Source organism: uncultured Polaribacter sp., assembly GCF_947495205.1.
Lineage (GTDB): Bacteria > Bacteroidota > Bacteroidia > Flavobacteriales > Flavobacteriaceae > Polaribacter.
On record NZ_CANLXV010000005.1, the window covers coordinates 101,490 to 124,678 of the forward strand.

Consider the following 23,189-nt stretch of genomic DNA (forward strand, 5'->3'; position numbering starts at 1 on the left):
TATTTGTAATTCAAACAAGAAACAGATTAATCAAAAATAGCTTTATCTACTTTTTTGTAGAGTTTATAATATAAATTTGCAAAGGTTGTACCAATTAAAATTCCAACGAGTATATCTATTGGAAAATGTACACCCAAATACAATCTGCTATAAGCAAAAACTGCTGGAAAAATAAGCATAAAGTATATTGCTTTTACTTTATCTCTTAACAAAAGAATGGTAAAAACAGTAAAAAAGGTAGATGTAGTTGCATGACCAGACATAAAACTAAAGCCTTTGGGTCTAATAAAAGTTCTTAAAATGTGCATGATTTCAGGATCGTTGTTTGGCCTAAGACGTCCTACAGTATTTTTAATTAAATTGGTAAATTGATCTGAAAAAGCAACCAAAACAATCATACTTAAAATTACAAATCCACCACGTTTCCAACCAAAATACTTAATTACCAAGAAAATAATTAATAAAAAAAGAGGTATCCAGTTAAATTGTTTTGTAATCATTAACCAAAGCGTATCCCAATTTTCGTTTCCTAAACTATTTAAGAAAATTAATAAATCTTTGTCTTTTTGTATGATATCTTCTAACATACTATTTGCCTACTTTTAAAATTTCTACTTCAAAAACCAAATCTGATTTTGCTGGAAATGGACCATATTTTTGTTCGCCAAAACCAATATAATAAGGTATAAATAACCTTGCTTTTTCTCCTTCTCTTAACGTTAAAACACCTTCTTTAAAACCAGTAATCATTGGTCTTTGCTCATCATTTAGTTGAAAAACTAAAGGTTTTCCACCATCTTCTGTAGATTGTATTTTTTTACCATCTGCCAAATAAATGGTATAATTAGCGGTAATTGGTTTATGGTCTACCACCTTTTTACCATTGGTTTCTTTTAATTTTAAAATAGATAAGCCAGATTCTGTCTCTTTCGCTTTTAAAATTTCCATTTTACCAAAAAACAGTTCTTTTTCTGCTAAATACTTTGCATATCTTTTTTCTTCACTATCTTTTTGTATCGCATTTTTCTGTTCTTGTAATTTATTAAATGCAGCAACTTCCTTAGCAAATGTTTCTGCCGCATTAAACTTTTTAGCAAAACTACCTATTCTAACAATATTAATAGTTTTAATGGTATCATTTTGCACAATTTTACGCACTACTGCCATTCTAGCAGAGTCTATGGCTTTATTTAAAGCTAAAGAATCTTTATATTCTAACTGTAATGCTTCTATTTGATTAGAATTTACAGTTGTTTTACCAAAAACACTATGCTTTTCATCTAAATGTGGTATCGCTCTATGCGTTATAAAAAATTGGCTATTATTTGTTGTAGGTCCACCATTTGCCATAGAAAGCACACCAAAATTATCATGCTTAAAAAGTAAATCTCCATTTTTATCTTTTGGAAACTCGTCTCCAAAAAGATATCCTGCACTTCGCCTACCTTCTGGTGTAAAGCCACCACCTTGTATCACAAAATTATTTACTACTCTATGAAAAATAATGCCCTCATAAAAGTTTTTTCCCTTTAATGAATCTGGTAAAAATGAATTGGTACCTTCTACCAAAGCCACAAAATTACCAACAGTTTTAGGTACTTCTTTGGCATAAAGCTCTAAAAATATTTGACCTTTATTGGTTTCTATCTCTGCATATAAACCGTCTTCTAAGTTCTTGTATTTTTCTGAAATACAAGAACTTAAAAAAACGGCTATAAAAGTAAATAATATAAAAATTCTCATTGTTACTTTACAATATCTAATAACTCTACTTCAAAAATTAAAGTAGAAAAAGGTTTAATTTGTGGACCTCTTTGTGCTGCTTTATATGCTAATTCTTGTGGTATAAAAAATTTATATTTAGAACCAACAGACATTAATTGTAAACCTTCTGTCCAACCAGGAATAACTTGATTTAAAGCAAATTCAGATGGTTCTCCTCTATCTACAGAGCTATCAAACACTTTGCCTTCTAGGTTTGTACCATGATAATGTACTTTTACTTTTGTTGTTGGGGATGCTGGTTTTTCTCCAGTTCCTTCTTTCATTACCATATATTGTAAACCACTTGCAGTAGTTTTAACACCAGGTTTGTTTTTATTTTCTGCTAAGAAGTCTTCTCCTGCTTTTTTGTTATCGCCAAATTTAGCAGCTGCTTCTTCCGCTTGTTTTGCTTGCTGTTCTTTCATCATTTCTTCTCTTTTTTTATTGAAAAAAGGAGTTAAAACAGCTTGTGTATCACTATAAGCAATTAATAGATTAGTAGAATCTAAACCGTTAGAAATTGCTTGTAATAAAACATCTTTATCTACTTCTTTAAAATTGAATTTTAACTGATTTGCCATACTTAAACCAACCGCATAACTTACAGAGTCTATTTCCGTTTCTAAAGATTTTACTTCTTTTATTTGCTTTCCGCAAGAAAAAAGAGATGCTGTAACTGCTACTATTGCTAAGCTTTTAATTACTTTCATTGTGTTTCTAATTTAAAATTTAATTTATGTTAATTAATGTTACTGTACTTTTTATCGTTTTGTTAATACCAATTTTTTTTCCATCGCCAGCAACACCAAAGGCATTGTAAGAAGGAATAACAAAGGTAATTGTTTCTCCCTTTTTCATCAACTTTAATCCTTTTTGAATTCCAGAAATAAAGTCTTCTTTATCTACTTTATATTTCTGAACTCCTAAAAATTCTTTGGTGTATACAATGGAATCATTTAAAGTACTAATATTGTAGCTAAATGTAACCAAATCTCCTGTTTTAGGACTTGGTAAATTTTCGTCAACTTTAGTTTTATAAGTGTACCAAAATGCATTTGAAGAAGATTGATATTTCTTTAAAGAATCTTTTTTTATAAATTGTAATATCTCTTTCTCTTCTTGCTGAAATAATTGCTTGGTAACGGCTATATTCTCTTGAAAAATAGTGGTGGATGGTTTAGGTTGTATAGGTCTTCTTGGTGTTGTTTTTTTACAACCCAAAAGTACAACTAATGCAAAAAAAACGAATATCTTAAACTTCATATGAATTGTTTAATTCGTCTTTATAATTTGGTAAATGGTTTTTAAAATCTGTAATCATTGCTTCCATAGTGCCATCAAACTTTCCTCCAGCAGCATTATCATGCCCACCACCATTAAAATGATTTCTGGCAAATTGGTTTACAGAAAATTTGCCTTTAGAACGAAAAGAGATTTTAATAATATTTTGTTCTTTGTCTTCTATAAAAATAGCCGCAAAAATTATTCCTTTTAAAGAAAGTGCATAATTTACAACGCCATCTGTATCTCCTTTCTGAAAATCGAACTTGTTTTTTTCTGCTTCTGTTAACGTAATAAATGCTGTTTTAAATTCTGGAAAAATTTGTAAATTACTTAACGCTTGCCCCAACAAAAGCAATCTACCATAAGAATTTGCATCATATACGTTATTATGTATTTTATCGTTTTCTGCTCCTTTATCAATTAAATTTGCAATAATTCTGTGTGTTTTGCTTGTAGTAGATCTAAATCTAAAAGAACCTGTATCTGTCATAATTCCTGTATACAAACAAGTTGCAATGTCTGAATCAATTAAATCTACATCGCCATTCATTTCTATAAACTGGTACACCATTTGGCAAGTTGAACAAATGGTAACATCAGAATACATATATTTTACATCATCTGGCTGTTGATGATGATCTATCATGGCAAAATCTTTGGGATATTGCTCTAAAGTATTTTGCATATCTGAACCAACTCTGTGCAAAGCATTAAAGTCTAATAAAAATATAATTTCTGAAGCATTAATTGCTTTTTGAGATTGACTATTTTGCCAATCAAAACGATAAACCGTATCTGAACTTGGCAGCCAATGTAAAAAATCTGGATATTCATTTGGCATAACTACTGTGGCTTTATGCCCTTTTTTATCCAAATACAATTTCAATGCCAAGGTACTACCAACAGCATCTCCATCTGGGTTTCTATGCCCAACAATTACAATATTTCTTGACTGTGCAAGAAAGGTTTTTAAAGCCTCAAATCCTTTTAAAATCATACGTTGCGAATATACAATTTAATTAAAAAAATTGTGTAATTTTGCGCCGAATTTATGAGTAGATTCACAAGAATAAAAATGAATTTTAAAAGTCTATACAATGGCAACAAATAGAACATTTACAATGCTAAAACCAGATGCTGTAGAAAACGGTTATACTGGTGCAATATTAGAAAAAATTAACGCTGCAGGTTTTAGAATTGTAGCTTTAAAGAAAACACAAATGACAAAAGCAGATGCAGAAACTTTTTATGCGGTGCATAATGAGCGTCCGTTTTTTGGTGAATTAGTTGAGTTTATGACACGTGGACCAATTGTAGCTGCAATCTTAGAAAAAGACAATGCAGTAGAAGATTTTAGAACCTTAATTGGTGCTACAAATCCTGCTGATGCTGCAGAAGGAACTATTAGAAAATTATATGCAACTTCTATGGGAGAAAATGCTGTACATGGTTCTGACTCTGATGAAAATGCTGCTATTGAAGGAAACTTTCACTTTTCTGGAAGAGAGCAGTTTTAGTTTTTAGTTTTTAGTTTTTAGTTAAAACTAAAAAAAACTCGTAATCAAAATTGATTACGAGTTTTTTATTAGCTGTGCTTTTAATATTTTATTTGAAGAAAGAGTCTACAAATTCGTGTTTGTTAAAAACTTGTAAATCGTCTATACCTTCTCCTACTCCAATATATTTTACGGGTATTTTAAATTGATCTGAAATGCCAATTACAACACCACCTTTTGCTGTACCGTCTAATTTTGTGACTGCTAAAGAGGTTACTTCTGTTGCTTTGGTAAATTGTTTGGCTTGCTCAAATGCATTTTGTCCTGTAGAACCATCTAAAACTAGTAATACATCGTGTGGAGAATTGTCTACCACTTTTTGCATTACTCTTTTTATTTTGGTTAACTCATTCATTAAATTCACCTTATTATGCAGTCTACCAGCTGTGTCTATTATAACAACATCTGCATTTTGATTTACAGCAGATTTTAAGGTATCAAAAGCTACAGAAGCTGGGTCTGAACCCATTTCTTGCCTTACAATTGGCACATTTGTTCTGTCTGCCCAAACTTGTAATTGATCTATTGCTGCTGCTCTAAAAGTATCTGCAGCTCCTAAAACAACTTTTAAACCTTGTTTTTTAAACTGACTTGCCAATTTACCAATTGTAGTGGTTTTACCAACACCATTTACACCAACTACCATTAAAACATAAGGCATTTTATTGCCGTCTTTGTCTTTTGCTATAGTAGGAATTTTAAATTCGGTTTCGTTACCAACATTGGTTTCTGATAAAAGGCCTGCAATTTCTTGTCTAAGAATTTTATTAAGTTCATCTGTACCAACGTATTTGTCTTTGGCAACGCGTGCTTCTATTCTATCAATTACTTTTAATGTAGTTTCTACACCAACATCAGAGGCTACTAAAACTTCTTCTAGATTGTCTAAAACATCGTCATCTACTTTAGATTTTCCTGCAACTGCTTTAGATAGTTTATCAAAAAAATTAGTTTTGGTTTTTTCTAAACCTTTGTCTAATGTTTCTTTTTTTTCTTTTGAAAATATTTTTTTAAAAAAACTCATAATTAGAGTTGTGGGTTATTTGGTTAGTGTTAATTATTTGTCTAAAATTATACCAAAGTAAAAATTTGACAAATTGTCTGATATTTAATTACGCTTGCAAACAAGTTGCGTTAGGGATTGGAATGGCATCCTTTTTTATTTTTCATAAAAAAGATATAATGTAAAGCCCGACCTTTAGGTAACGCCCAAATTTATATAATATCCTAAATATTACAAATATAGGACAAAAAAAAAACTACTTTCTAAAAATAGAAAGTAGCTTTTTATGATTTATGCTGTAAAATTTACTTTTTTGCTAAAAAGTCATTTACTTTAGAAGGATCCATAATTGCTTCTACAAACATGTAAGCTCCTGTTTTTGGAGATTTTACCATTTTTATAGCTTTGCTTAATCTTTTTGACCCTGTTTGTAACGATGCTACTGATTTTTTTGCCATTGTCTAAATGTTTTTTATCTATGTGCTCTGTTCTGAGTTCTAGATGTTTTAATTATTTAATTTCTTTGTGAACAGTCATTTTATTTAAAATAGAGTTAAATTTCTTAATCTCCATTCTATCAGGACTATTTTTCTTGTTCTTAGTTGTAATGTATCTAGAAGTACCTGGTTTACCAGAAGCTTTATGCTCTGTACATTCTAAAATTACTTGAACTCTGTTACCTTTTTTTGCCATTTGTATAAAATTTTAAATTGCTTGAGCTTACTTTGTTAAAAATCCGTTAGCTCTAGCTTCTTTTATAACTGCAGAAATTCCTTTCTTGTTAATATTTTTTAAAGCAGATGCAGATACTTTTAAAGTAATCCATTTATCTTCTTCTGGAATGTAAAAACGCTTTGTCATTAAATTAGCGTCAAACTTTCTCTTTGTTCTATTTAAAGCCTTAGAAACATTGTTTCCAACCATTGCTTTTTTTCCTGTTAATTCACAAACTCTAGACATCTTTTCGACAGTATTTATAGTGTTATCTCTAAACGAGGTGCAAATCTACGAATAATTAAAAGATTGAACAAAACTATTTTGCAAATTTTTAAAGAATTTCTCTTTGCAACATTTCTAATGCTTTGCTTACGGTTCTGTTGATTACTTTCTCTCTGGGTTGACCAAAATCGAACTTTTCTACAACCTCCTTATTATCAGATACTATGGCTATAAAAACAACACCTAGATTGGTGGTGTTTTTATCTGCAGTAGGACCTGCATTACCTGTAACTGACACCGCAAAATTAGTGTTTAGTTTCTCTTTAGCTCCTTTTGCCATTTCTAAAGCTACTGCTTTACTTATAACTGTATGTTCTTTTATAGTTTCTTTGTTTACTTTTAAAAGGTTTATTTTAGTTTCTGCGTTATAAGCAATTATGCTACCTTTATAATACGCTGAAGAACCTGCAACTGCAACTAAATTGGCTGCTATTTTACCACCTGTTACACTTTCTGCAGTACAAATGGTTTGGTTTTTTTCTTTTAATAAGGTTCCTATTCTTTTTTCTAAAGAAGCCTCATCATCTAAACCTGTAATAATTTCTGGTATTAATTGATATACTTTTGCTACTTCTGCGTCTAACTCTTTTTCTAATTTTTCCTTATGATTACTTTTACCAGACAAACGCAAACGCACTCTGCCATAAGATGGCAAATAAGCCAACTTTATATGTGGTGGCAAATTATTTTCAAATGCTTCAATTTTTTCTGCAATATTACTTTCTCCTTCTCCATAAGTCATAATTGTTTTATGGATGATAAACGGCAATTTAAATTGTTCTTGAATTTTAGGCAATACCTTATTGGTAATTAATCCTTTCATTTCATAAGGCACTCCTGGTAAGGATACAAAAACAGTATTATTCTCATAAAACCACATGCCTGGTGCTGTGCCAAATGCGTTATGTAAAACAGTTGCTTTAGATGGTATTTGCGCTTGTGTTTTTTGAATGGGTTTAAAAGGCCTGTTTAATCTTGCAAAAATACCTTTTACATGTGCTATAACTTCTGGGTGTTCTATAATTTCTGTATCGTTAAAGTATTTTGCTAGTGTTTTTTTGGTGATATCGTCTTTTGTTGGTCCTAAACCACCTGTTATTATTACAATATCTGCTCTTGATTGTGCTTCTTGCAGTGCTTTTAATATGTGTTGCTCTTCATCTTGTATAGAACTTATTTGATAAACAGAAACACCAATTTTATTTAATTCTTTCCCAATCCATTGTGAGTTTGTGTCTATAATTTGACCGATTAAAATCTCGTCTCCAATAGTTATAATTTCTGCTTTCATTTATTTTACAATTTTTCTAACTGCAATTTCACTAAGAGAATTTTCTATTTTTACTATATACATTCCTTTTAAAAGCATAGATATATCTATGTTTCTTTGTTGAGTTTCTATAAGTTGTTTTCCTAGAAGGTTAAATATTTTTACACTCTTAATAGTTGCATTTGTTTTTAATGAAATTTGTAAAATATCTTCTAAAGGATTTGGATATATTATTATTTGTTCAGAAAAAGACTCTTTATTTACACTAGCTGTTTCACATTTTTCACTATAATTGGTTTCTTCATCTACACACCAACCATTTCTTCTATTACTAACACAAGTTGGCGGCACAAAATTATTACCTTCTATTTTTATGCAACTTAAATTAGCATTTGCATAGGCTAATAATCTAGTTGTATTTGATCTTTTAGACATGTCTAAAAAAGTTAAATTATTACCAATAAGTACAATATCATCTAACCTGAAATTTGTAGAAAAGTCTATGCTTTCTAAATCATTTGCCCTTGCATAAAAAGTTAATAAATTTCTATTATTAGAAATATCTATATTGGTAAAATTGTTTTTACTAATTACTAAAGTAGTTAGTTCTATATTCTTAGAAACATCTAGATTTGTAAATTGATTTTCTTCTATTTCCAAAAGTCTTAATCTCACATTTTTAGTTACATCTAAATTTGATAATAAGTTATTATTACACCATAGTTTTACCAACTCTAAATTTTGACTTATGTCTAAAGTAGTTATTTTATTATTGAAACATTCTAATTCTTCTAAATTAGTGTTTTTAGAAACATCTAAACTACTAATTTGATTATTAGAACAATGCAAGTCTAAAAGTTTAATATTTTGTGATACATTAATATTGGTTAACCCATTAAACTCACAATCTAAAGCTGTTAAAGATGTAAAAGCTTCTATACCTGTTAAATCCTTTACTCTTAGACTTTCAAGTTTTCCAGAACCTTTTACATCAATTTTACCTGAAAAAGCTTCTGCTTCTGCTACTTGAATTTCATTATCATTATTTGCATTAATACTTGAATTTTCTAATAAATAATTTTTAAAATTTACATCTGGAATGTTAACAATATTAGATTGAGAAAACATCTGAGTAATCGAAAAAAATAGAGTGAAAAAAATAGGGTAATTTATCTTCATTTTTAGTTATAATTTATTTAAGTTATAAATATTTATTTTTTATTGAATAGGGTTTTCATTTTATAAAATGAATATTTTTATTTTTTTTAAAATAGGGAATTATGAATCTCTAACTTATCCTAAAATCCTCATAAATACTGCTAGTCTTTTTCTATTCCTATTTCATCAATATCTACATACTCTGTAGTATTTTCTTTTATTTTTTTTCTAATGACTACAAAAAGTATATATGAAATTATAAGACTACATAAAACAGATAGGTTTCTGTGATAATCTAAACCTTCATTCACTTTAAAATCTGTAAAAAAACCATAAATAATTAAATAAAGTATTCTTACAGAGAATGATGAGAGAAAACCAATACAAAAAAATATAAACTTGTTTTTACAGTATCTTTTTGCTAAAACCACAAAACAAATTCCCATAAATATGGAAACAATTATTTGTATTATAAAGTTTATCAAGATTATTTTACTCTTATATTAAATGTTTCTCTATCTTCTAAAACCCCTTTTAAACGATCGTTTTCTGCTACTTTACCAACTCCTGCTGGAGTACCTGTAAAAATAAGATCTCCTTTTTTTAAGGTGAAATATTGCGAAACGTAACTTATTAATTCGTCTATTTTCCACAACATCGTTTTTGACTCACCATCTTGTACTAAAACATCGTTTTTATACAATTGAAATTTAATATTTTCTAAGTCGAAATTTTCTTTAGCATAAAACTCACCCACAACTGCACTTCCGTCAAACGCTTTTGCTTTTTCCCAAGGCAACCCTTTTTCTTTGCAGTTTTGTTGTACATCTCTTGCTGTAAAATCGATTCCTAAACCAATTTCATCATAATATTTATGTGCAAACTTTGCATCTATGTGTTTCCCAACTTTATTAATTTTAACCAAAACCTCTACTTCATAATGTACATCATTGGAAAACGGTGGTATAAAAAAAGGATTTTTTCGTGGTAAAATTGCAGAATCTGGCTTTAAAAAAACCACAGGATGTTCTGGTTTCTCGTTAGCCAATTCTTCTATATGCTTTGCGTAATTGCGCCCAATACAAATTATTTTCATATTCAATTATAAATTATTAATTACGAATTCAAAATTGATAATTCGTAATTCGTAACTTTTTATTCCCCAGCTTCTGGAAAAACAATTGCTTTATTGCCGTTTACAATAATTTGATTATTCAAATGATTTTTTACTGCTTTTGCTAAAACCAGTTTTTCTATATCTGCGCCAATTCTTTTTAGTGTTTTAGCTGTACTTTCATGCGTTACTCGCTCCACATCTTGTTCTATAATTGGGCCTTCATCTAAATCTTCTGTAGCGTAATGTGCTGTTGCCCCAATTAACTTTACTCCTCTTTCATAAGCTCTCTTATAAGGATTTGCTCCTTGAAAAGCCGGTAAAAATGAGTGATGTATGTTTATAATTCTTTCTGCATAATGATTGATGAAATCTGAAGATAAAATTTGCATATATCTTGCCATAACCACCAAATCTACCTGATTAGTCTCTAATAGACGTATAACTTGTGCTTCTTGGTCTTGCTTGGTTTCTTTAGTTACTGGCAAATGATAATAAGGTATACCAAACATATCTGCAATAGGTCTTAATTTATTATGATTGCTAATTACCATTTTAATATTACAATCTAACAAGCCTTCTTTTTGTCTAGACAATAAATCATATAAATTATGACTGGTATGAGAAACCATAATGGCTACATTTTGTTGCTGATCTTCATAATGTACAGACCAATCTAATTGTAAAGATTTTGCCAAGGTTACAAAACAAGTTTCTAAATCTTTTTTGGTGATTTTTGTGCCGTCTGCATCTAAACGAATTCGCATAAAATAGCGATTTTCTTCTGCATTTACGTACTGCTGACAGCTTACAATATTAAATCCTTTATCAAAAAAAAAGTTGCTTACTTTAGCCAAAACTCCTTTTTGATCTGGACATTTTATTAAAAATGTTACTATTTGTGATTTCATTTTTTATTTAGTTGTTTATTGATGGTTTGTGGTTGTTGGAATTCTTTTTTACTAAAAACCAACAACTAAAAACTAATAACCATAATTTATGGTATCCACTTTTTAGGAAAATTAGGTTTACGTTTTTCAAGAAAAGCATCTCTTCCTTCCTTTGCTTCATCTGTCATATATGCCAAACGTGTTGCCTCACCAGCAAAAACTTGTTGGCCAACCATACCATCATCTGTAAGATTCATAGCAAATTTTAGCATTTTTATAGAAGTAGGACTTTTTTCTAAAATTTCTTGTGCCCATTGGTAAGCTGTGCTTTCTAATTCGTCATGAGGAATTACAGCATTTACCATTCCCATTTCATACGCTTCTTGTGCAGAATAATTTCTACCTAAGAAAAAAATTTCTCTGGCTTTTTTCTGCCCTACCATTTTTGCCAAATATGCAGAACCATAACCACCATCAAAAGAAGTTACATCTGCATCTGTTTGTTTAAAAATAGCGTGTTCTTTGCTGGCTAAAGTTAAATCGCAAACCACATGTAAACTATGGCCACCACCAACTGCCCAACCAGGAACTACACAAATTACTGCTTTTGGCATAAAACGAATTAAACGTTGTACTTCTAAAATATTTAATCTGTGGTAACCATCATCACCAACATAACCTTGGTGACCACGAGCTTTTTGATCTCCACCAGAACAAAAAGAATACACACCATCTTTGGTACTTGGTCCTTCCGCAGAAAGTAAAACTACACCAATATTTACATCTTCACCTGCATCATAAAACGCGTCATATAATTCTGAAGTTGTTTTAGGTCTAAACGCATTTCTTACATTTGGCCTGTTAAATGCAATTCTTGCAACTGCACCACTTTTCTTATACGTAATATCTTCATATTCTTTAGCGGTTTTCCATTCCGGTTGTATCATATTTTTGTATTTTAGGCGTTAGTTATTTCAACGACACTTGTATTACAAAAATAAACATTCTAAATGATGATTAAGAAAACCTTACCATTAATATTCTTATTTTTTTCGCTATTGGGGTATTCTCAAAAAATTATTACAAAAAAAATTAAATCAGATTTTGTTGAAGGTGAAAGACTTATTAAAATTTACATTCCTGAAGGTTATGATAGCAAGGAAGAAAAAAATTACCCACTGGCTATTGTGCTAGATGCTGAATATTTGTTTGATGCGTATGTGGGAAATGCTGTTTTATTTGCTGCAAAAGATAAAGCTCCTAAGCAAATTGTGGTTGGCATAAATATGGCCAAAACTAGAAAAAAAGATACTTACTTTAACCAAAATACTGGGAAACTAACAAATTCAAATCAGCAATTTTATAATTTTATACGAGACGAAGTAATTTTTGAAATTGAAAGTACCTACAAAACATCTCCTTTTATAACGATTATGGGTGCTGGCACCGCTGCAAATATTGTAGCGAGTTTTTTAAGTGAAGCTACACCTTTTGTAAACGCATATATTTGTATAAATCCTCTTTTCTCTGACTATATTGGAGCACAAATGGAATCTTACCAACTTAGCCGTTATGAGAATGAAGACAATACTTTTTATTTTTACACAAACAATTCCAACACTTTTTCAGAAAAAAAACAAACAATTATTAACAATCTACAAACCGGTTTAACTAACTTAACTATTAAAAACTTTAACGTTGTAAATGATAATATAACTACAGCAAGTAGCATTTCTGCAATTAGTGAAGCCATACCAAGAGCCTTTACTAAAGTTTTTGAAATATACTCAGCAATTTCTGAAGAAGAATTCGATAAAAACATTAAAGAACTTTCTCCTATAGATGCTATTGCTTATTTAGAAAATAAATATTTAGATATTGAATTTCTGTTTGGCAGCAATTTAGGAATTAGAGAAGCAGATATTTATGCGGTAGAAACAATAGTTATTGAAAAAGAAAATGGAGATCAATTATTAAATTATGGTATCATGATTTTAAAATTATTTCCGTCTTCTCCTTTAGGAGATTATTATATTGGTAGGTATTATGAAAGTGGCAAAAATCTAAAAAAGGCTTTAAAACATTATAAAATAGGTTATGGAAAAATGGATCCTGCTGATCCTAATGCTGATGCCTTTTATGAAAACATATTAAGAATTGGTGGACAATAAGTTGTATTTGGTTTTTGGTTGTTGGTTGATGGTTTTTGGTTTTTAGTTTTTAGTTTTTAGTTTTTAGTTTTTAGTTTTTAGTTTAATTTAATAAAAACTAACTACTTCTTAATCCATAGAAAAATACAAACAATTTTTGCGTAAAACTTAATTACTTTTAAACCAAAGCGAGCTAAACCAAAACAATTCTATCTGACTCTAAAGTAATTAGCTTTTGCTTGTACAAATTGCCAACTGCTTTTTTAAATGCTTTTTTACTCATTTTCATATGAAAACGAATAGCATCTGGACTACTTTTATCGGTTAACATTATAAAACCGTCTTTACTATTTTTTAATTTATCTAAAACTTTTTGAGTATCTGTATCTATTACATTTCTAAAACCCTGTGGTCTTAAAGAAACATCTATTTTACCATCTTCTCTTATATTTTTAATATAACCAGTAACTTCCATGTTTTCTTCTAAATCTTGATAAACTTCACTTCTAAACAGTAAACCATCAAACTCTTCATTAATTAAAACAGTGTAACCTAAACCGGTTTCAGTTTCTATAACCAAATTTACTTTATCACCTTCTTTAAAGTCATAATCAAATTCTGGCATGCTATTTTCAGTATTTAAATTACTGTCTTCTTGGTTAAAATCTTCCTGTAAACTCATTATTTTATATATTTAAAATAGTCTTTTAAAACTGTATCATTCTCTTTACTTGGCGTAAAGATTTCTAATATTTTTGGTTGATGAGATTCATTAAAGAATCCATTTAATTCGCTTGCAACTATTTCTGTGGCAAATGCTTTATTATACTCAAAACCATAGGTTTTTGCCAAATGTTCTGCCGTTAAACAATGTGGTGTTTCAAAATAGCTTAAAGCATTTGTTGTTTTTGGACCAGGAATTATTTTAAAAATTCCGCCTCCAGAATTGTTAATTAGTACAATTCTAAAATTCTTAGGAATATTTGCATTCCATAATGCATTAGAATCATAGAAAAAACTTAAATCGCCTGTAATTAAAAGGGTTTGGTTTTTACTAGCAAAAGCAGCACCAATTGCAGTGCTTGTGCTACCATCTATACCACTTGTGCCTCTGTTACAAAATACTTGTATGCTATTTTTTATGGTAAATAACTGTGCATAACGTATTATGGCGCTATTGCTAATTTGCAGTTGCGTATTTGCTGGCACTGCATTTAAAACTTGTTCAAAAACCTTAAAATCAGAGTGTTTTAAATCTGCAAAATAACTGGCATGTTTTTTTCTTCTGTAATCTCTAATACTTAACCATTTAGCTTGGTAATTACTTGTAATAGGTGTTACAAATTTATTAAAATTACGAAAAAAATCTACAGGTGTTGTTTGTATAAATTCTGATAAACAGAAAAATGTATTGGTTGCTTTTCTGGCATCAATATTCCAATGATGTTTGGGTTGGTAATCTCTTAAAAAACGTTTGATTCTTTTAGAAACAATCATACCACCAAACGTAACCAAAACATCTGGTTGTAAAGCTTTAAATTCTGCATCTTCTAAAGAAAAAATTAATTGATCTATAGCATTTACAGCTTTATTGTGATGCAGGTTAGAAGTAGTTTCTGTAAGTATTAAAACAGATTCATCTTCTGCATACAAATCTATTAAATTGTGTAACTCTTCATCTGGATAATTTACACCAACAACAATCATTTTTTTTGATGCTGCAGACCAAATACTTGCTAATTTCTGATAGTTGATATGAGAATTGTCTAAAGAACTCAAAGAAATATTCGGGAAATTAAATTCCTGCAATTCAGACACAGTTTCATACAAAGGTTCATCAAAAGGTACGTTTACATGCACAGGACCTTGTTGAGATGTTGCTATTTGTAATGCCTCGCCAATTAATTGGCCGTTTCTGGTTTTAAATTTTGGATTTTCCACCAAATTTGCAGAAAACAAAATATGATTTGCAAATACGTTTTCTTGACGAATGGTTTGTCCATCGCCAATATCTATTAAATGTTTGGGTCTGTCTGCAGAAATAACTACAAGTGGTATATTACTGTAAAACGCTTCTGCAATTGCAGGATAATAATTTAACAATGCAGAACCAGATGTACATAAAACTGCTACAGGTTTTTGGGTTTGTTGTGCAATTCCTAAAGCAAAAAACGCTGCACAACGCTCATCTACAACGCTTAAGGTTTCTATTTCTGGATGATTAGAAAAACCTATAGTTAAGGGTGCATTTCTAGATCCTGGAGAAATAACAACGGTTTCTATATGAAATTGTGTACAGGCAGAAATTACCAGTTGTGCTAGTTCTTTTGCTGGAAAAAAAGCCGTTCCTAACCTCTCTAAAGAAGAGGAATTCTCACTTGATTGAAAATTGCTTTTTTTATTCATTTAGAAAAGAAGATTCCTAATTATTTTAAAAAAAACTCCAAACTTTATGCAATTTGGAGTTTCTGTAATCTATTATTTTGCTATTTGCTGGCAGAAAGGCTTAGCCCTGATTGAGTGGCCTGTTTGAACTCTTTTTTGCTTTTTCTGCAAAAAAAGTGAGTAACGAAAGCAGGAAATAGCTTCTTATTATTGTTAATTTTTAAATTACTAATGTTTCATTTTATGCAAATACTAAAAACCAAACACTAATTACTAAAAACTATTTAGTTTCCTTTTTGGTAATCTGCTAAAAACTTAGCCAAACCACTATCTGTTAAAGGGTGTTTTAACAAACCTTCTATAGCGCTTAATGGTCCTGTCATTACATCAGATCCTAATTTTGCACAATCTATAATATGCATTGTATGACGCACAGATGCTGCTAAAATTTCTGTTGCAAAACCATAATTGTCATAAATCTGACGAATTTCTGCAATAAGGTTTAAACCATCTGTAGAAATATCATCTAAACGCCCAATAAATGGCGAAACATAAGTTGCACCTGCTTTTGCAGCCAATAAAGCCTGACCCGCAGAGAACACTAAAGTTACGTTGGTTTTAATACCTTTAGAAGAAAAATATTTACACGCTTTTACACCATCTTTTATCATTGGTAATTTTACCACAATTTGCGGATTTAAAGCAGCCAAAGCTTCTCCTTCTTTTACCATTCCATCAAAATCTGTAGCAATTACTTCTGCAGAAACATCACCATCTACCAACTCGCAAATTGCTTTATAATGGTTAATAATATTTGCTGCGCCTGTAATGCCTTCTTTGGCCATTAAAGATGGGTTTGTTGTTACTCCATCTAAAATTCCCATGGCTTGGGCTTCTTCAATTTGAGCTAAATTTGCTGTGTCTATAAAAAATTTCATTGTTCTATTTTAATTTGATTTTTTTTTTGGGCGTTTTAACGGGCTTTACACTATATCTTTTTGCTGTTTCCTGAATTGCATTCAGGAAACAGTAAAAAGGATGTCGTTTCAATCCCTAACGCAAAGATAGTTAGTTCTTAACAATTTTAAGAAATTAAACCACACTATTTTAAGCTTACAAGCAAAGCCATAAAATAAAGCGTATTATTACAAAATTACATTTTATAATGCTTCATTAATAACCTTTGGTACCAAATATCTGGCAACAGTCGTTTTAAAACAATCGAAAATTTTTCCATAAAAGCCCCTACTTTGTAGTGAATTTTCGGATTTTTAGTATGTATAATTTTATAAACCGCTTTTGCCATAACTAACGGATTCATCCCAGAATCTACATGAGCATCCATTAAATCTAAGTTTTTTTGATAATTCTCTTTATATGCAGAATTTTCAAAAACAGGTGTATGGTACCTGCCAGCAGCAATATTGGTAGCAAAATCTCCTGGAGCAATATTTACAACGTTTATTCCAAAATTTTGCACTTCCATATTTGTGGCTTCTGTAACAGTTTCTAATGCACCTTTAGAGGCAGAATAAATACCTCTAAAAGGCAAACCCATATAACCTGCAATAGAAGTTACATTTATAATTTTTCCAGATTTTTGCTTTCGCATTTGCGGCAAAACTGCTTTCATAACATTTATAGCACCAAAAAAATTGGTATCAAAAACAGCTTTCATTTTTTCTACAGGTGTATCTTCTATAGCGCCAGTAATGCCCATACCTGCATTATTTACCAAAACATCTAAACGTTTTTCTTTTTTAAGCACAAAAGCTACTGCAGTTGCAATGGTGTCTTCCTTTAAAACATCTAAAGCAATTAAATTAAAATTGTAATTTTCTTGATTTTTAGGATTTCTACTTGTGCCATATACTATATTTCCTTTTTCAGTTAAAAAGGTAGCAATAGCTTTTCCTATTCCAGAAGATGCACCAGTAATTAAAACAATTTTAGACATACCATTAAGTTTAAAGTAAAACTGTAAAGTTAAAAAGTTAAAGTGAAAGAAATAGTTTTGATAACGAAACTTTAGGGCACAAAAAATGGCAAGCTACCTACATCACACTGCTACAACCTAATACCTTTGCTGCATTCCTGCCCTGGAGGATTCAAAGGGAGCTAGTTGTGTAGAACTTGCCGCTGCAAATTTACAATCTTATTTGATTTAAACAATTAAAAAAAGATTAATTTTTTTGTAACATTTTTAATTTATTGAATACTAATATTTTGTTTTGGATAGCTTTCTAAAAAAGTTAAAAAAAAATATGCTATCTCAACGAAATGAATATATTTGTATAACTAACTAAAATTTTATTAAAATGGAAAATCAAGCTAATAGTAAAAGTATTATTTTAAACTACGGATTGTATTTAGGGTTGGCAGTAGTAATAATATCTCTTGTTAAATATGCAATGGGTGCTTTATACACGCAAGAATATTATTCTGGCATTATAGGTTTTGCACTAATGATTGCTTTTGTAGTGCTTGGTATTAAAAAATTTAAAACAGACAATGGCGGCTTTCTTTCTTTTGGACAAGCTGTAAAAGTTGGTATAGGAGTTGCTATGATTGCAGCTGTAATAAATGTGGTGTATATTTATTTATTAGCTAACTTTATAGAACCAGATTTTGCTGTAAACACCGTAGAGGCACAAAAAACAATGATGGCAGATTCTTTTGGCATGACAGAAGGACAAATTGAAGAAGCAACTAAAAGTTCTTTAGAAAATTTTAATTTAAGTTTACTAGGCGGCGCTTTAATTGGGAATCTTTTTATTGGCGGTGTTATATCTTTAATTGCTGGCGCAATTATGAAAAAATCTGAAGAAGAAACCTACTAAAAAGAAAGTTTAAAAGTTTTAAAAACAAAAAGTTTTATTAGTACTTAAGCACTTTGTAATTAAAAACTTTACAACTTAAAATAATATGGATATTTCAATTGTAATTCCGCTTTTAAACGAGGCAGAATCTTTACAAGAATTACACGATTGGATTGCAAAAGTTATGCAATCCAATCGTTATTTATATGAAATTATTTTTATTGATGATGGTAGTACAGATACTTCTTGGCAAGTTATTGAAAAACTATCGCAAAAAAACAACTCCGTAAAAGGCATTCGTTTTCAAAGAAACTTTGGTAAATCACAAGCTTTAGATGCAGGTTTTGCCATGGCAAAAGGTGCTGTAGTAATTACTATGGATGCAGATTTGCAAGACAATCCAGAGGAAATACCAGAACTATACGATTTAATTATCAAAGATAATTTCGACTTAATTTCTGGCTGGAAAAAGAAAAGATATGACAATGTTATTACTAAAAACATACCGTCTAAACTATTTAACGCTGCTGCCAGAAAAACATCTGGTTTAAAATTGCACGATTTTAATTGTGGTTTAAAAGCCTATAAAAACCAAGTAATTAAAGCCGTAAAAGTTAGCGGAGAAATGCACAGATACATTCCTGTTTTAGCTAAAAACGAAGGCTACACAAAAATAGGAGAAAAAGTAGTGCAACACCAAGCAAGAAAATACGGAGAAACTAAATTTGGTATGGATCGTTTTGTAAACGGTTTTCTAGATTTAATTACCATTTCTTTTTTATCTAAATTTGGTAAAAGACCTATGCATTTCTTTGGCCTTTGGGGTACTTTTATGTTTTTATTTGGTACATTTTCTGCTCTTTATATTGGTATTCTAAAACTGTATAAAGTTTACAATGGCATAAAAACAATATTGGTTACAGACAATCCTTGGTTTTATATTGCATTAACTTCTATGATTTTAGGTACTTTATTGTTTTTAGCCGGTTTTATAGGTGAACTTATTATTAAAACCAAAAACAGTGAAAAACACTACAGTATTAAAGAAAAACTAAACTTGTAAATTATATCTTTGTATCTTGAGAGAAAATTATAATAAACTTTTATCAAACTAAAAAAATGAGCGAAATTTTAGACAAAGCAAAACAGTGGCTATCCCCAACTTTTGATGCAGAAACGCAACAAGAAGTACAGCAATTAATTAATGAAAACTCCGCAGATTTAGCTGATAGATTTTATAAAGATATGGAGTTTGGTACTGGTGGTATGCGTGGCATTATGGGCGCAGGAACCAATAGAATTAATAAATATACTTTAGGAAGAGCAACACAAGGTTTGTCTAATTACTTGTTAGAAAATGTAGAAAAAGCACAAAAAAGTGTTGTAATTGCTTATGATTGCAGACATAATAGCAAATCATTTGCAAAAGTTGTAGCAAATATATTATCTGCAAATGGTATAAAAGTTTTTTTGTTTGATGATTTAAGAGCTACACCAGAATTATCTTTTGCTGTTCGTTACTTAAAGTGTGATGCTGGTATCGTTTTAACTGCCTCTCACAATCCGCCAGAATATAATGGTTATAAAGTGTATTGGGCAGATGGCGGACAAATTGTGCCACCACACGACCATGGAATTATTAGCAAAGTAAATACTTTAGATTTTTCTGAAATTAACTTTAATGCCAATGAAGATTTAATAGAAATAATTGGTGCAGATGTAGATAAAGCTTTTATAGCTGCTTCTGTTAAAAATGGCTCTTTATCAGATAAAATTGAACGTAAAAACTTAAAAATTGTATTTACTTCTTTACACGGAACATCTATTATGTCTGTGCCAGATGCTTTAAAAAATGCAGGTTATACAGATGTGCATATTGTAGAAGAACAAAGCAAGCCAAATGGCGATTTTCCTACAGTAAAATCTCCAAATCCAGAAGAACCAGAAGCTTTAGAAATGGCTACAAATTTAGCTCATAAAATTGGAGCAGATATTGTAATTGGTACAGATCCAGATTGTGATAGATTAGGTGTTGCTGTTAGAGATTTAGATGGCAATATGAAGTTAATGAACGGGAACCAAACCATGGTGGTTATGACCAATTTTTTACTAAAAAAATGGCAAGAAGAAAATAAATTAAACGGAAAACAATTTGTTGGTTCTACAATAGTTTCTACAGAATTGGTAAATGAAGTTGCTGCAAGCTACAACGTACAAACCAAAGTAGGTTTAACAGGTTTTAAATGGATTGCTAAAATGGTAAGAGATTTTCCTGAATTAAATTTTATTGGCGGTGGAGAAGAAAGTTTTGGATACATGGTTGGCGATTTTGTGAGAGATAAAGATGCAGTTACTGCTACTTTATTGGCTTGTGAAGTAGCCGCTTATGCAAAACAAAGCGGAAGTTCTTTTTATGAGGAATTGTTACAAATTTACACGAGAAATAATTTTTATAAAGAACATTTAATTTCTATTACCAAAAAAGGAATGGATGGTGCTGCAGAAATACAACAAATGTTAAGCGATATGCGTAACAATCCTATTACAGAAATTGATGGAGAAAAAATAGCAACTCTTTCTGACTACAATAGTTCTATGAAAAGAAATTTAATTACTGGTGAAGAAAGTAATATAGATTTACCTAAGTCTAATGTGTTAATCTATCAGACAGAAAAAGGTACAAGAATTGCAGCAAGACCAAGTGGAACAGAACCAAAAATTAAATTCTATTTTAGCGTTAATACAGCTTTAGACACTAAAGAAAATGCTCTAAAAGTTGAAGCCGAATTAGATGCTAAAATTCAGCGAATTATTAAAGAAATGAAATTGAATTAATGGGCTATTTTAAAGATATTTTAAAATATGAAAGGAAGTATAGAAAATTTACAGTTTTAAATATTGGCTTTAATATATTGTACGCTGTATTTAATGTACTTTCCGTTTTAGCATTTATACCCGTTTTAAATATTCTTTTTGGAAAATCAGAAAAAGTTACGCAAAAACCAATTTACCAAGGAATTAGTGATATTGGAGAGTATTTAGAAGGCAATTTTAATTATTTTATTTCTAATAAAATTACAGAAGAAGGAGAAATAAATGTGCTTCTATTTGTTTGTTTGCTATCACTTTCCTTATTTTTTTTAAAAAATCTTTTTAGATATTTAGCCTCTTATGTAATTACATTTTTAAGAACAGGTATTGTAAGAGATTTAAGAAACAATCTGTATCATAAAATTGTTAGACTACCTATTTCTTACTTTTCAGAAAAAAGAAAAGGAGACATTATTGCGCGCATGACTGCAGATGTGCAAGAAGTAGAAAGTAGTATTTTAACAGCCATAGAAACTTTAGTTAGAGAACCGTTAACGGTTATTATTTCTATATCTATTATGCTATTTATAAGTGTAAAACTAACACTCTTTGTTTTTATATTATTACCCGTTTCTGGTTTTATTATCTCATCAATCAGTAAAAAATTAAAATCTAATTCCGTAAAAGCACAAAAAGAAACAGGTAACTTTTTATCATTTATAGAAGAAACTTTAACAGGTTTAAGAATTATAAAAGGATTTAATGCTGAAAAAATTATTGAGAAAAAATTTAATGACTCTACAGAGAATTTTAAAAAACTAACCAATAATGTTTTCCTAAGACAAAAATTAGCTTCGCCCATGAGCGAATTTTTAGGTTCAGCTACCATAATTACCATTCTTTGGTTTGGAGGTACAGATGTTTTAGAAAATACAAGTTCTTTAAAAGCTGGTAAATTTATGGGGTACATTGTACTATTTTATACCGTTTTAAACCCAATAAAGTTAATTACCACAACTTTTTACAACATACAAAAAGGAGAAGCTTCTGCAGAACGAATTATGGAAGTTTTAAATACACAAAATGATATTGAAGAGAAAGAAAATGCGATTGTAAAAAAAGAGTTTAACCAACAAATTACCTTTAAAAACATTTCTTTTAAATATAAAGATGATTACGTTTTAAAAGATTTTTCTTTAACAATTAATAAAGGAGAAACTGTTGCATTAGTCGGGCAATCTGGTAGTGGAAAATCTACTTTAGCAAACTTAATTACGCGTTTTTACGATGTGAATAAAGGTGAAGTATTAATTGATGGCGAAAACATTAAAAATATTACAAAAACATCTTTACGAGATTTAATGGGTATTGTTTCTCAAGATTCTATTTTATTTAATGATAGTATTGCAAATAATATAAAATTAGGATCGCAAAATGCCAGTGACAATGCTGTTTTAGAAGCATCTAAAATTGCTAATGCAGATGAGTTTATTCAGAATTTACCAGAAAAATATAATTCTAATATTGGAGATAGTGGTAATACTCTTTCTGGCGGACAAAAACAGCGTTTATCTATTGCCAGAGCAGTGCTCAAAAATCCACCAATAATGATTCTTGACGAGGCAACCTCTGCATTAGACACAGAATCTGAACAATTGGTGCAAATTGCTTTAGAAAAGATGATGCTAAACAGAACTTCTTTAGTTATTGCGCATAGATTATCTACCATACAAAAAGCAGATAAAATTATTGTAATGCAAAAAGGTAAAATTGTAGAACAAGGCAAGCATGATGAATTATTGGCTAAAAAAGGCGAATACTTTAAGCTAGTTAACATGCAATCTTTAAGTTAATAGACGTAACTTATCAATATATAATAAAACTAAAATAAGCTTGTAAAAGTTTTATTTTACACAAAATAAAGAAACAAAAAAACGGTTTATTGCATTCGATATGGAATACAATAAACCGTTTTTTAATTAAAAG

Annotated in this window: 25 protein-coding genes and 1 other RNA gene; 6 read left to right on the forward strand and 20 right to left on the reverse strand. The window is 30.0% G+C overall.

Annotated features, from left to right (window positions below; genetic code table 11):
• Window positions 1–26: 26 nt before the first annotated feature.
• Genes Q0762_RS06355 through Q0762_RS06375 form a run of 5 tightly spaced genes read right to left on the reverse strand, consistent with a single transcriptional unit; the run spans window position 27 to window position 4,045 of the window.
• Complete coding sequence (locus Q0762_RS06355; RefSeq protein ID WP_298764954.1) at window positions 27–587, reverse strand: phosphatase PAP2 family protein; 561 nt, start codon at window positions 585–587, stop codon at window positions 27–29.
• A 1-nt stretch (window position 588) separates the two neighbouring features.
• Entirely contained in the window at window positions 589–1,743 is a 1,155-nt protein-coding gene (locus Q0762_RS06360; RefSeq protein ID WP_298764957.1) for a peptidylprolyl isomerase, read from the reverse strand.
• Between the two features lie 2 nt (window positions 1,744–1,745).
• On the reverse strand, window positions 1,746–2,474 hold the full coding sequence (locus Q0762_RS06365; protein ID WP_298764960.1) for an FKBP-type peptidyl-prolyl cis-trans isomerase: 729 nt from the start codon (window positions 2,472–2,474) through the stop codon (window positions 1,746–1,748).
• 19 nt (window positions 2,475–2,493) lie between these two features.
• Window positions 2,494–3,027 carry a gliding motility-associated peptidyl-prolyl isomerase GldI gene (gldI, locus tag Q0762_RS06370; RefSeq protein WP_298764962.1) on the reverse strand — a complete coding sequence of 178 codons (534 nt, stop codon included), beginning with the start codon at window positions 3,025–3,027 and terminating at the stop codon, window positions 2,494–2,496.
• Window positions 3,017–4,045, reverse strand: a complete 1,029-nt coding sequence (locus Q0762_RS06375) for a DHH family phosphoesterase (protein ID WP_298764965.1) — start codon at window positions 4,043–4,045, stop codon at window positions 3,017–3,019. The genes gldI and Q0762_RS06375 overlap by 11 nt, the downstream gene beginning before the upstream one ends.
• A 100-nt stretch (window positions 4,046–4,145) precedes the next feature.
• Here Q0762_RS06375 and Q0762_RS06380 point away from each other — a divergent pair, with 100 nt between their 5' ends.
• Window positions 4,146–4,565 carry a nucleoside-diphosphate kinase gene (locus tag Q0762_RS06380; protein WP_298764968.1) on the forward strand — a complete coding sequence of 140 codons (420 nt, stop codon included), beginning with the start codon at window positions 4,146–4,148 and terminating at the stop codon, window positions 4,563–4,565.
• 88 nt (window positions 4,566–4,653) lie between these two features.
• On the opposite strand, the gene ftsY is transcribed toward Q0762_RS06380, so the two are convergent.
• From ftsY to Q0762_RS06430, 10 genes are all read right to left on the reverse strand, one after another.
• Complete coding sequence (gene ftsY, locus Q0762_RS06385) at window positions 4,654–5,628, reverse strand: signal recognition particle-docking protein FtsY (RefSeq protein ID WP_298764971.1); 975 nt, start codon at window positions 5,626–5,628, stop codon at window positions 4,654–4,656.
• A gap of 284 nt (window positions 5,629–5,912) precedes the next feature.
• Window positions 5,913–6,065, reverse strand: coding sequence for a DUF4295 domain-containing protein (locus Q0762_RS06390; RefSeq protein WP_298764974.1), 153 nt, complete (start codon window positions 6,063–6,065; stop codon window positions 5,913–5,915).
• A 52-nt stretch (window positions 6,066–6,117) separates the two neighbouring features.
• Window positions 6,118–6,300 (reverse strand): 50S ribosomal protein L33, encoded by a 183-nt coding sequence (gene rpmG, locus Q0762_RS06395; protein WP_298764976.1) that lies wholly within the window; start codon window positions 6,298–6,300, stop codon window positions 6,118–6,120.
• A 27-nt stretch (window positions 6,301–6,327) separates the two neighbouring features.
• The gene (gene rpmB, locus Q0762_RS06400; protein ID WP_298764978.1) at window positions 6,328–6,567 is read right to left on the reverse strand and encodes a 50S ribosomal protein L28; all 240 of its coding nucleotides are present in this window, start codon (window positions 6,565–6,567) and stop codon (window positions 6,328–6,330) included.
• Window positions 6,568–6,655: 88 nt separating this feature from the next.
• Window positions 6,656–7,897: a competence/damage-inducible protein A gene (locus tag Q0762_RS06405; protein ID WP_298764981.1), complete on the reverse strand. Its 1,242-nt coding sequence runs from the start codon at window positions 7,895–7,897 to the stop codon at window positions 6,656–6,658.
• On the reverse strand, window positions 7,898–9,055 hold the full coding sequence (locus tag Q0762_RS06410) for a T9SS type A sorting domain-containing protein (RefSeq protein ID WP_298764983.1): 1,158 nt from the start codon (window positions 9,053–9,055) through the stop codon (window positions 7,898–7,900). It lies immediately after the preceding gene.
• Between the two features lie 140 nt (window positions 9,056–9,195).
• Window positions 9,196–9,480 carry a hypothetical protein gene (locus Q0762_RS06415; protein ID WP_298764985.1) on the reverse strand — a complete coding sequence of 95 codons (285 nt, stop codon included), beginning with the start codon at window positions 9,478–9,480 and terminating at the stop codon, window positions 9,196–9,198.
• Window positions 9,481–9,521: 41 nt separating this feature from the next.
• A complete protein-coding gene (locus Q0762_RS06420) occupies window positions 9,522–10,130 on the reverse strand; it encodes a fumarylacetoacetate hydrolase family protein (protein ID WP_298764986.1) in 609 nt (202 codons plus the stop codon).
• Between the two features lie 59 nt (window positions 10,131–10,189).
• Window positions 10,190–11,059, reverse strand: coding sequence for a formyltetrahydrofolate deformylase (purU, locus tag Q0762_RS06425; protein ID WP_298764987.1), 870 nt, complete (start codon window positions 11,057–11,059; stop codon window positions 10,190–10,192).
• Between the two features lie 86 nt (window positions 11,060–11,145).
• Window positions 11,146–11,985: a 1,4-dihydroxy-2-naphthoyl-CoA synthase gene (locus tag Q0762_RS06430; protein ID WP_298764988.1), complete on the reverse strand. Its 840-nt coding sequence runs from the start codon at window positions 11,983–11,985 to the stop codon at window positions 11,146–11,148.
• A gap of 63 nt (window positions 11,986–12,048) precedes the next feature.
• Between Q0762_RS06430 and Q0762_RS06435 the strand changes: the two genes are divergently transcribed.
• The gene (locus Q0762_RS06435; protein WP_298764990.1) at window positions 12,049–13,209 is read left to right on the forward strand and encodes an alpha/beta hydrolase-fold protein; all 1,161 of its coding nucleotides are present in this window, start codon (window positions 12,049–12,051) and stop codon (window positions 13,207–13,209) included.
• A gap of 172 nt (window positions 13,210–13,381) precedes the next feature.
• Here Q0762_RS06435 and Q0762_RS06440 read toward each other — a convergent pair whose 3' ends face one another.
• From Q0762_RS06440 to ffs, 5 genes are all read right to left on the reverse strand, one after another.
• On the reverse strand, window positions 13,382–13,870 hold the full coding sequence (locus tag Q0762_RS06440) for a DNA-binding protein (protein ID WP_298764993.1): 489 nt from the start codon (window positions 13,868–13,870) through the stop codon (window positions 13,382–13,384).
• Complete coding sequence (gene menD / locus Q0762_RS06445) at window positions 13,870–15,594, reverse strand: 2-succinyl-5-enolpyruvyl-6-hydroxy-3-cyclohexene-1-carboxylic-acid synthase (protein WP_298764995.1); 1,725 nt, start codon at window positions 15,592–15,594, stop codon at window positions 13,870–13,872. The genes Q0762_RS06440 and menD overlap by 1 nt, the downstream gene beginning before the upstream one ends.
• A 263-nt stretch (window positions 15,595–15,857) precedes the next feature.
• The gene (gene fsa, locus Q0762_RS06450) at window positions 15,858–16,511 is read right to left on the reverse strand and encodes a fructose-6-phosphate aldolase (RefSeq protein ID WP_298764998.1); all 654 of its coding nucleotides are present in this window, start codon (window positions 16,509–16,511) and stop codon (window positions 15,858–15,860) included.
• Between the two features lie 215 nt (window positions 16,512–16,726).
• Window positions 16,727–17,530 (reverse strand): SDR family oxidoreductase, encoded by an 804-nt coding sequence (locus tag Q0762_RS06455; RefSeq protein WP_298765003.1) that lies wholly within the window; start codon window positions 17,528–17,530, stop codon window positions 16,727–16,729.
• Window positions 17,531–17,613: 83 nt separating this feature from the next.
• Window positions 17,614–17,712: signal recognition particle sRNA small type (ffs, locus tag Q0762_RS06460), an RNA gene on the reverse strand.
• Window positions 17,713–17,891: 179 nt separating this feature from the next.
• On the opposite strand from ffs, the gene Q0762_RS06465 reads away from it, so the two are divergent.
• From Q0762_RS06465 to Q0762_RS06480, 4 genes are all read left to right on the forward strand, one after another.
• Entirely contained in the window at window positions 17,892–18,413 is a 522-nt protein-coding gene (locus tag Q0762_RS06465) for a DUF4199 domain-containing protein (protein WP_298765005.1), read from the forward strand.
• A gap of 85 nt (window positions 18,414–18,498) precedes the next feature.
• Window positions 18,499–19,455, forward strand: a complete 957-nt coding sequence (locus Q0762_RS06470) for a glycosyltransferase family 2 protein (RefSeq protein WP_298765006.1) — start codon at window positions 18,499–18,501, stop codon at window positions 19,453–19,455.
• Between the two features lie 56 nt (window positions 19,456–19,511).
• Window positions 19,512–21,227, forward strand: a complete 1,716-nt coding sequence (locus Q0762_RS06475; protein ID WP_298765012.1) for a phospho-sugar mutase — start codon at window positions 19,512–19,514, stop codon at window positions 21,225–21,227.
• A complete protein-coding gene (locus tag Q0762_RS06480) occupies window positions 21,227–23,056 on the forward strand; it encodes an ABC transporter ATP-binding protein (RefSeq protein WP_298765015.1) in 1,830 nt (609 codons plus the stop codon). The genes Q0762_RS06475 and Q0762_RS06480 overlap by 1 nt, the downstream gene beginning before the upstream one ends.
• Window positions 23,057–23,189 lie beyond the last annotated feature (133 nt).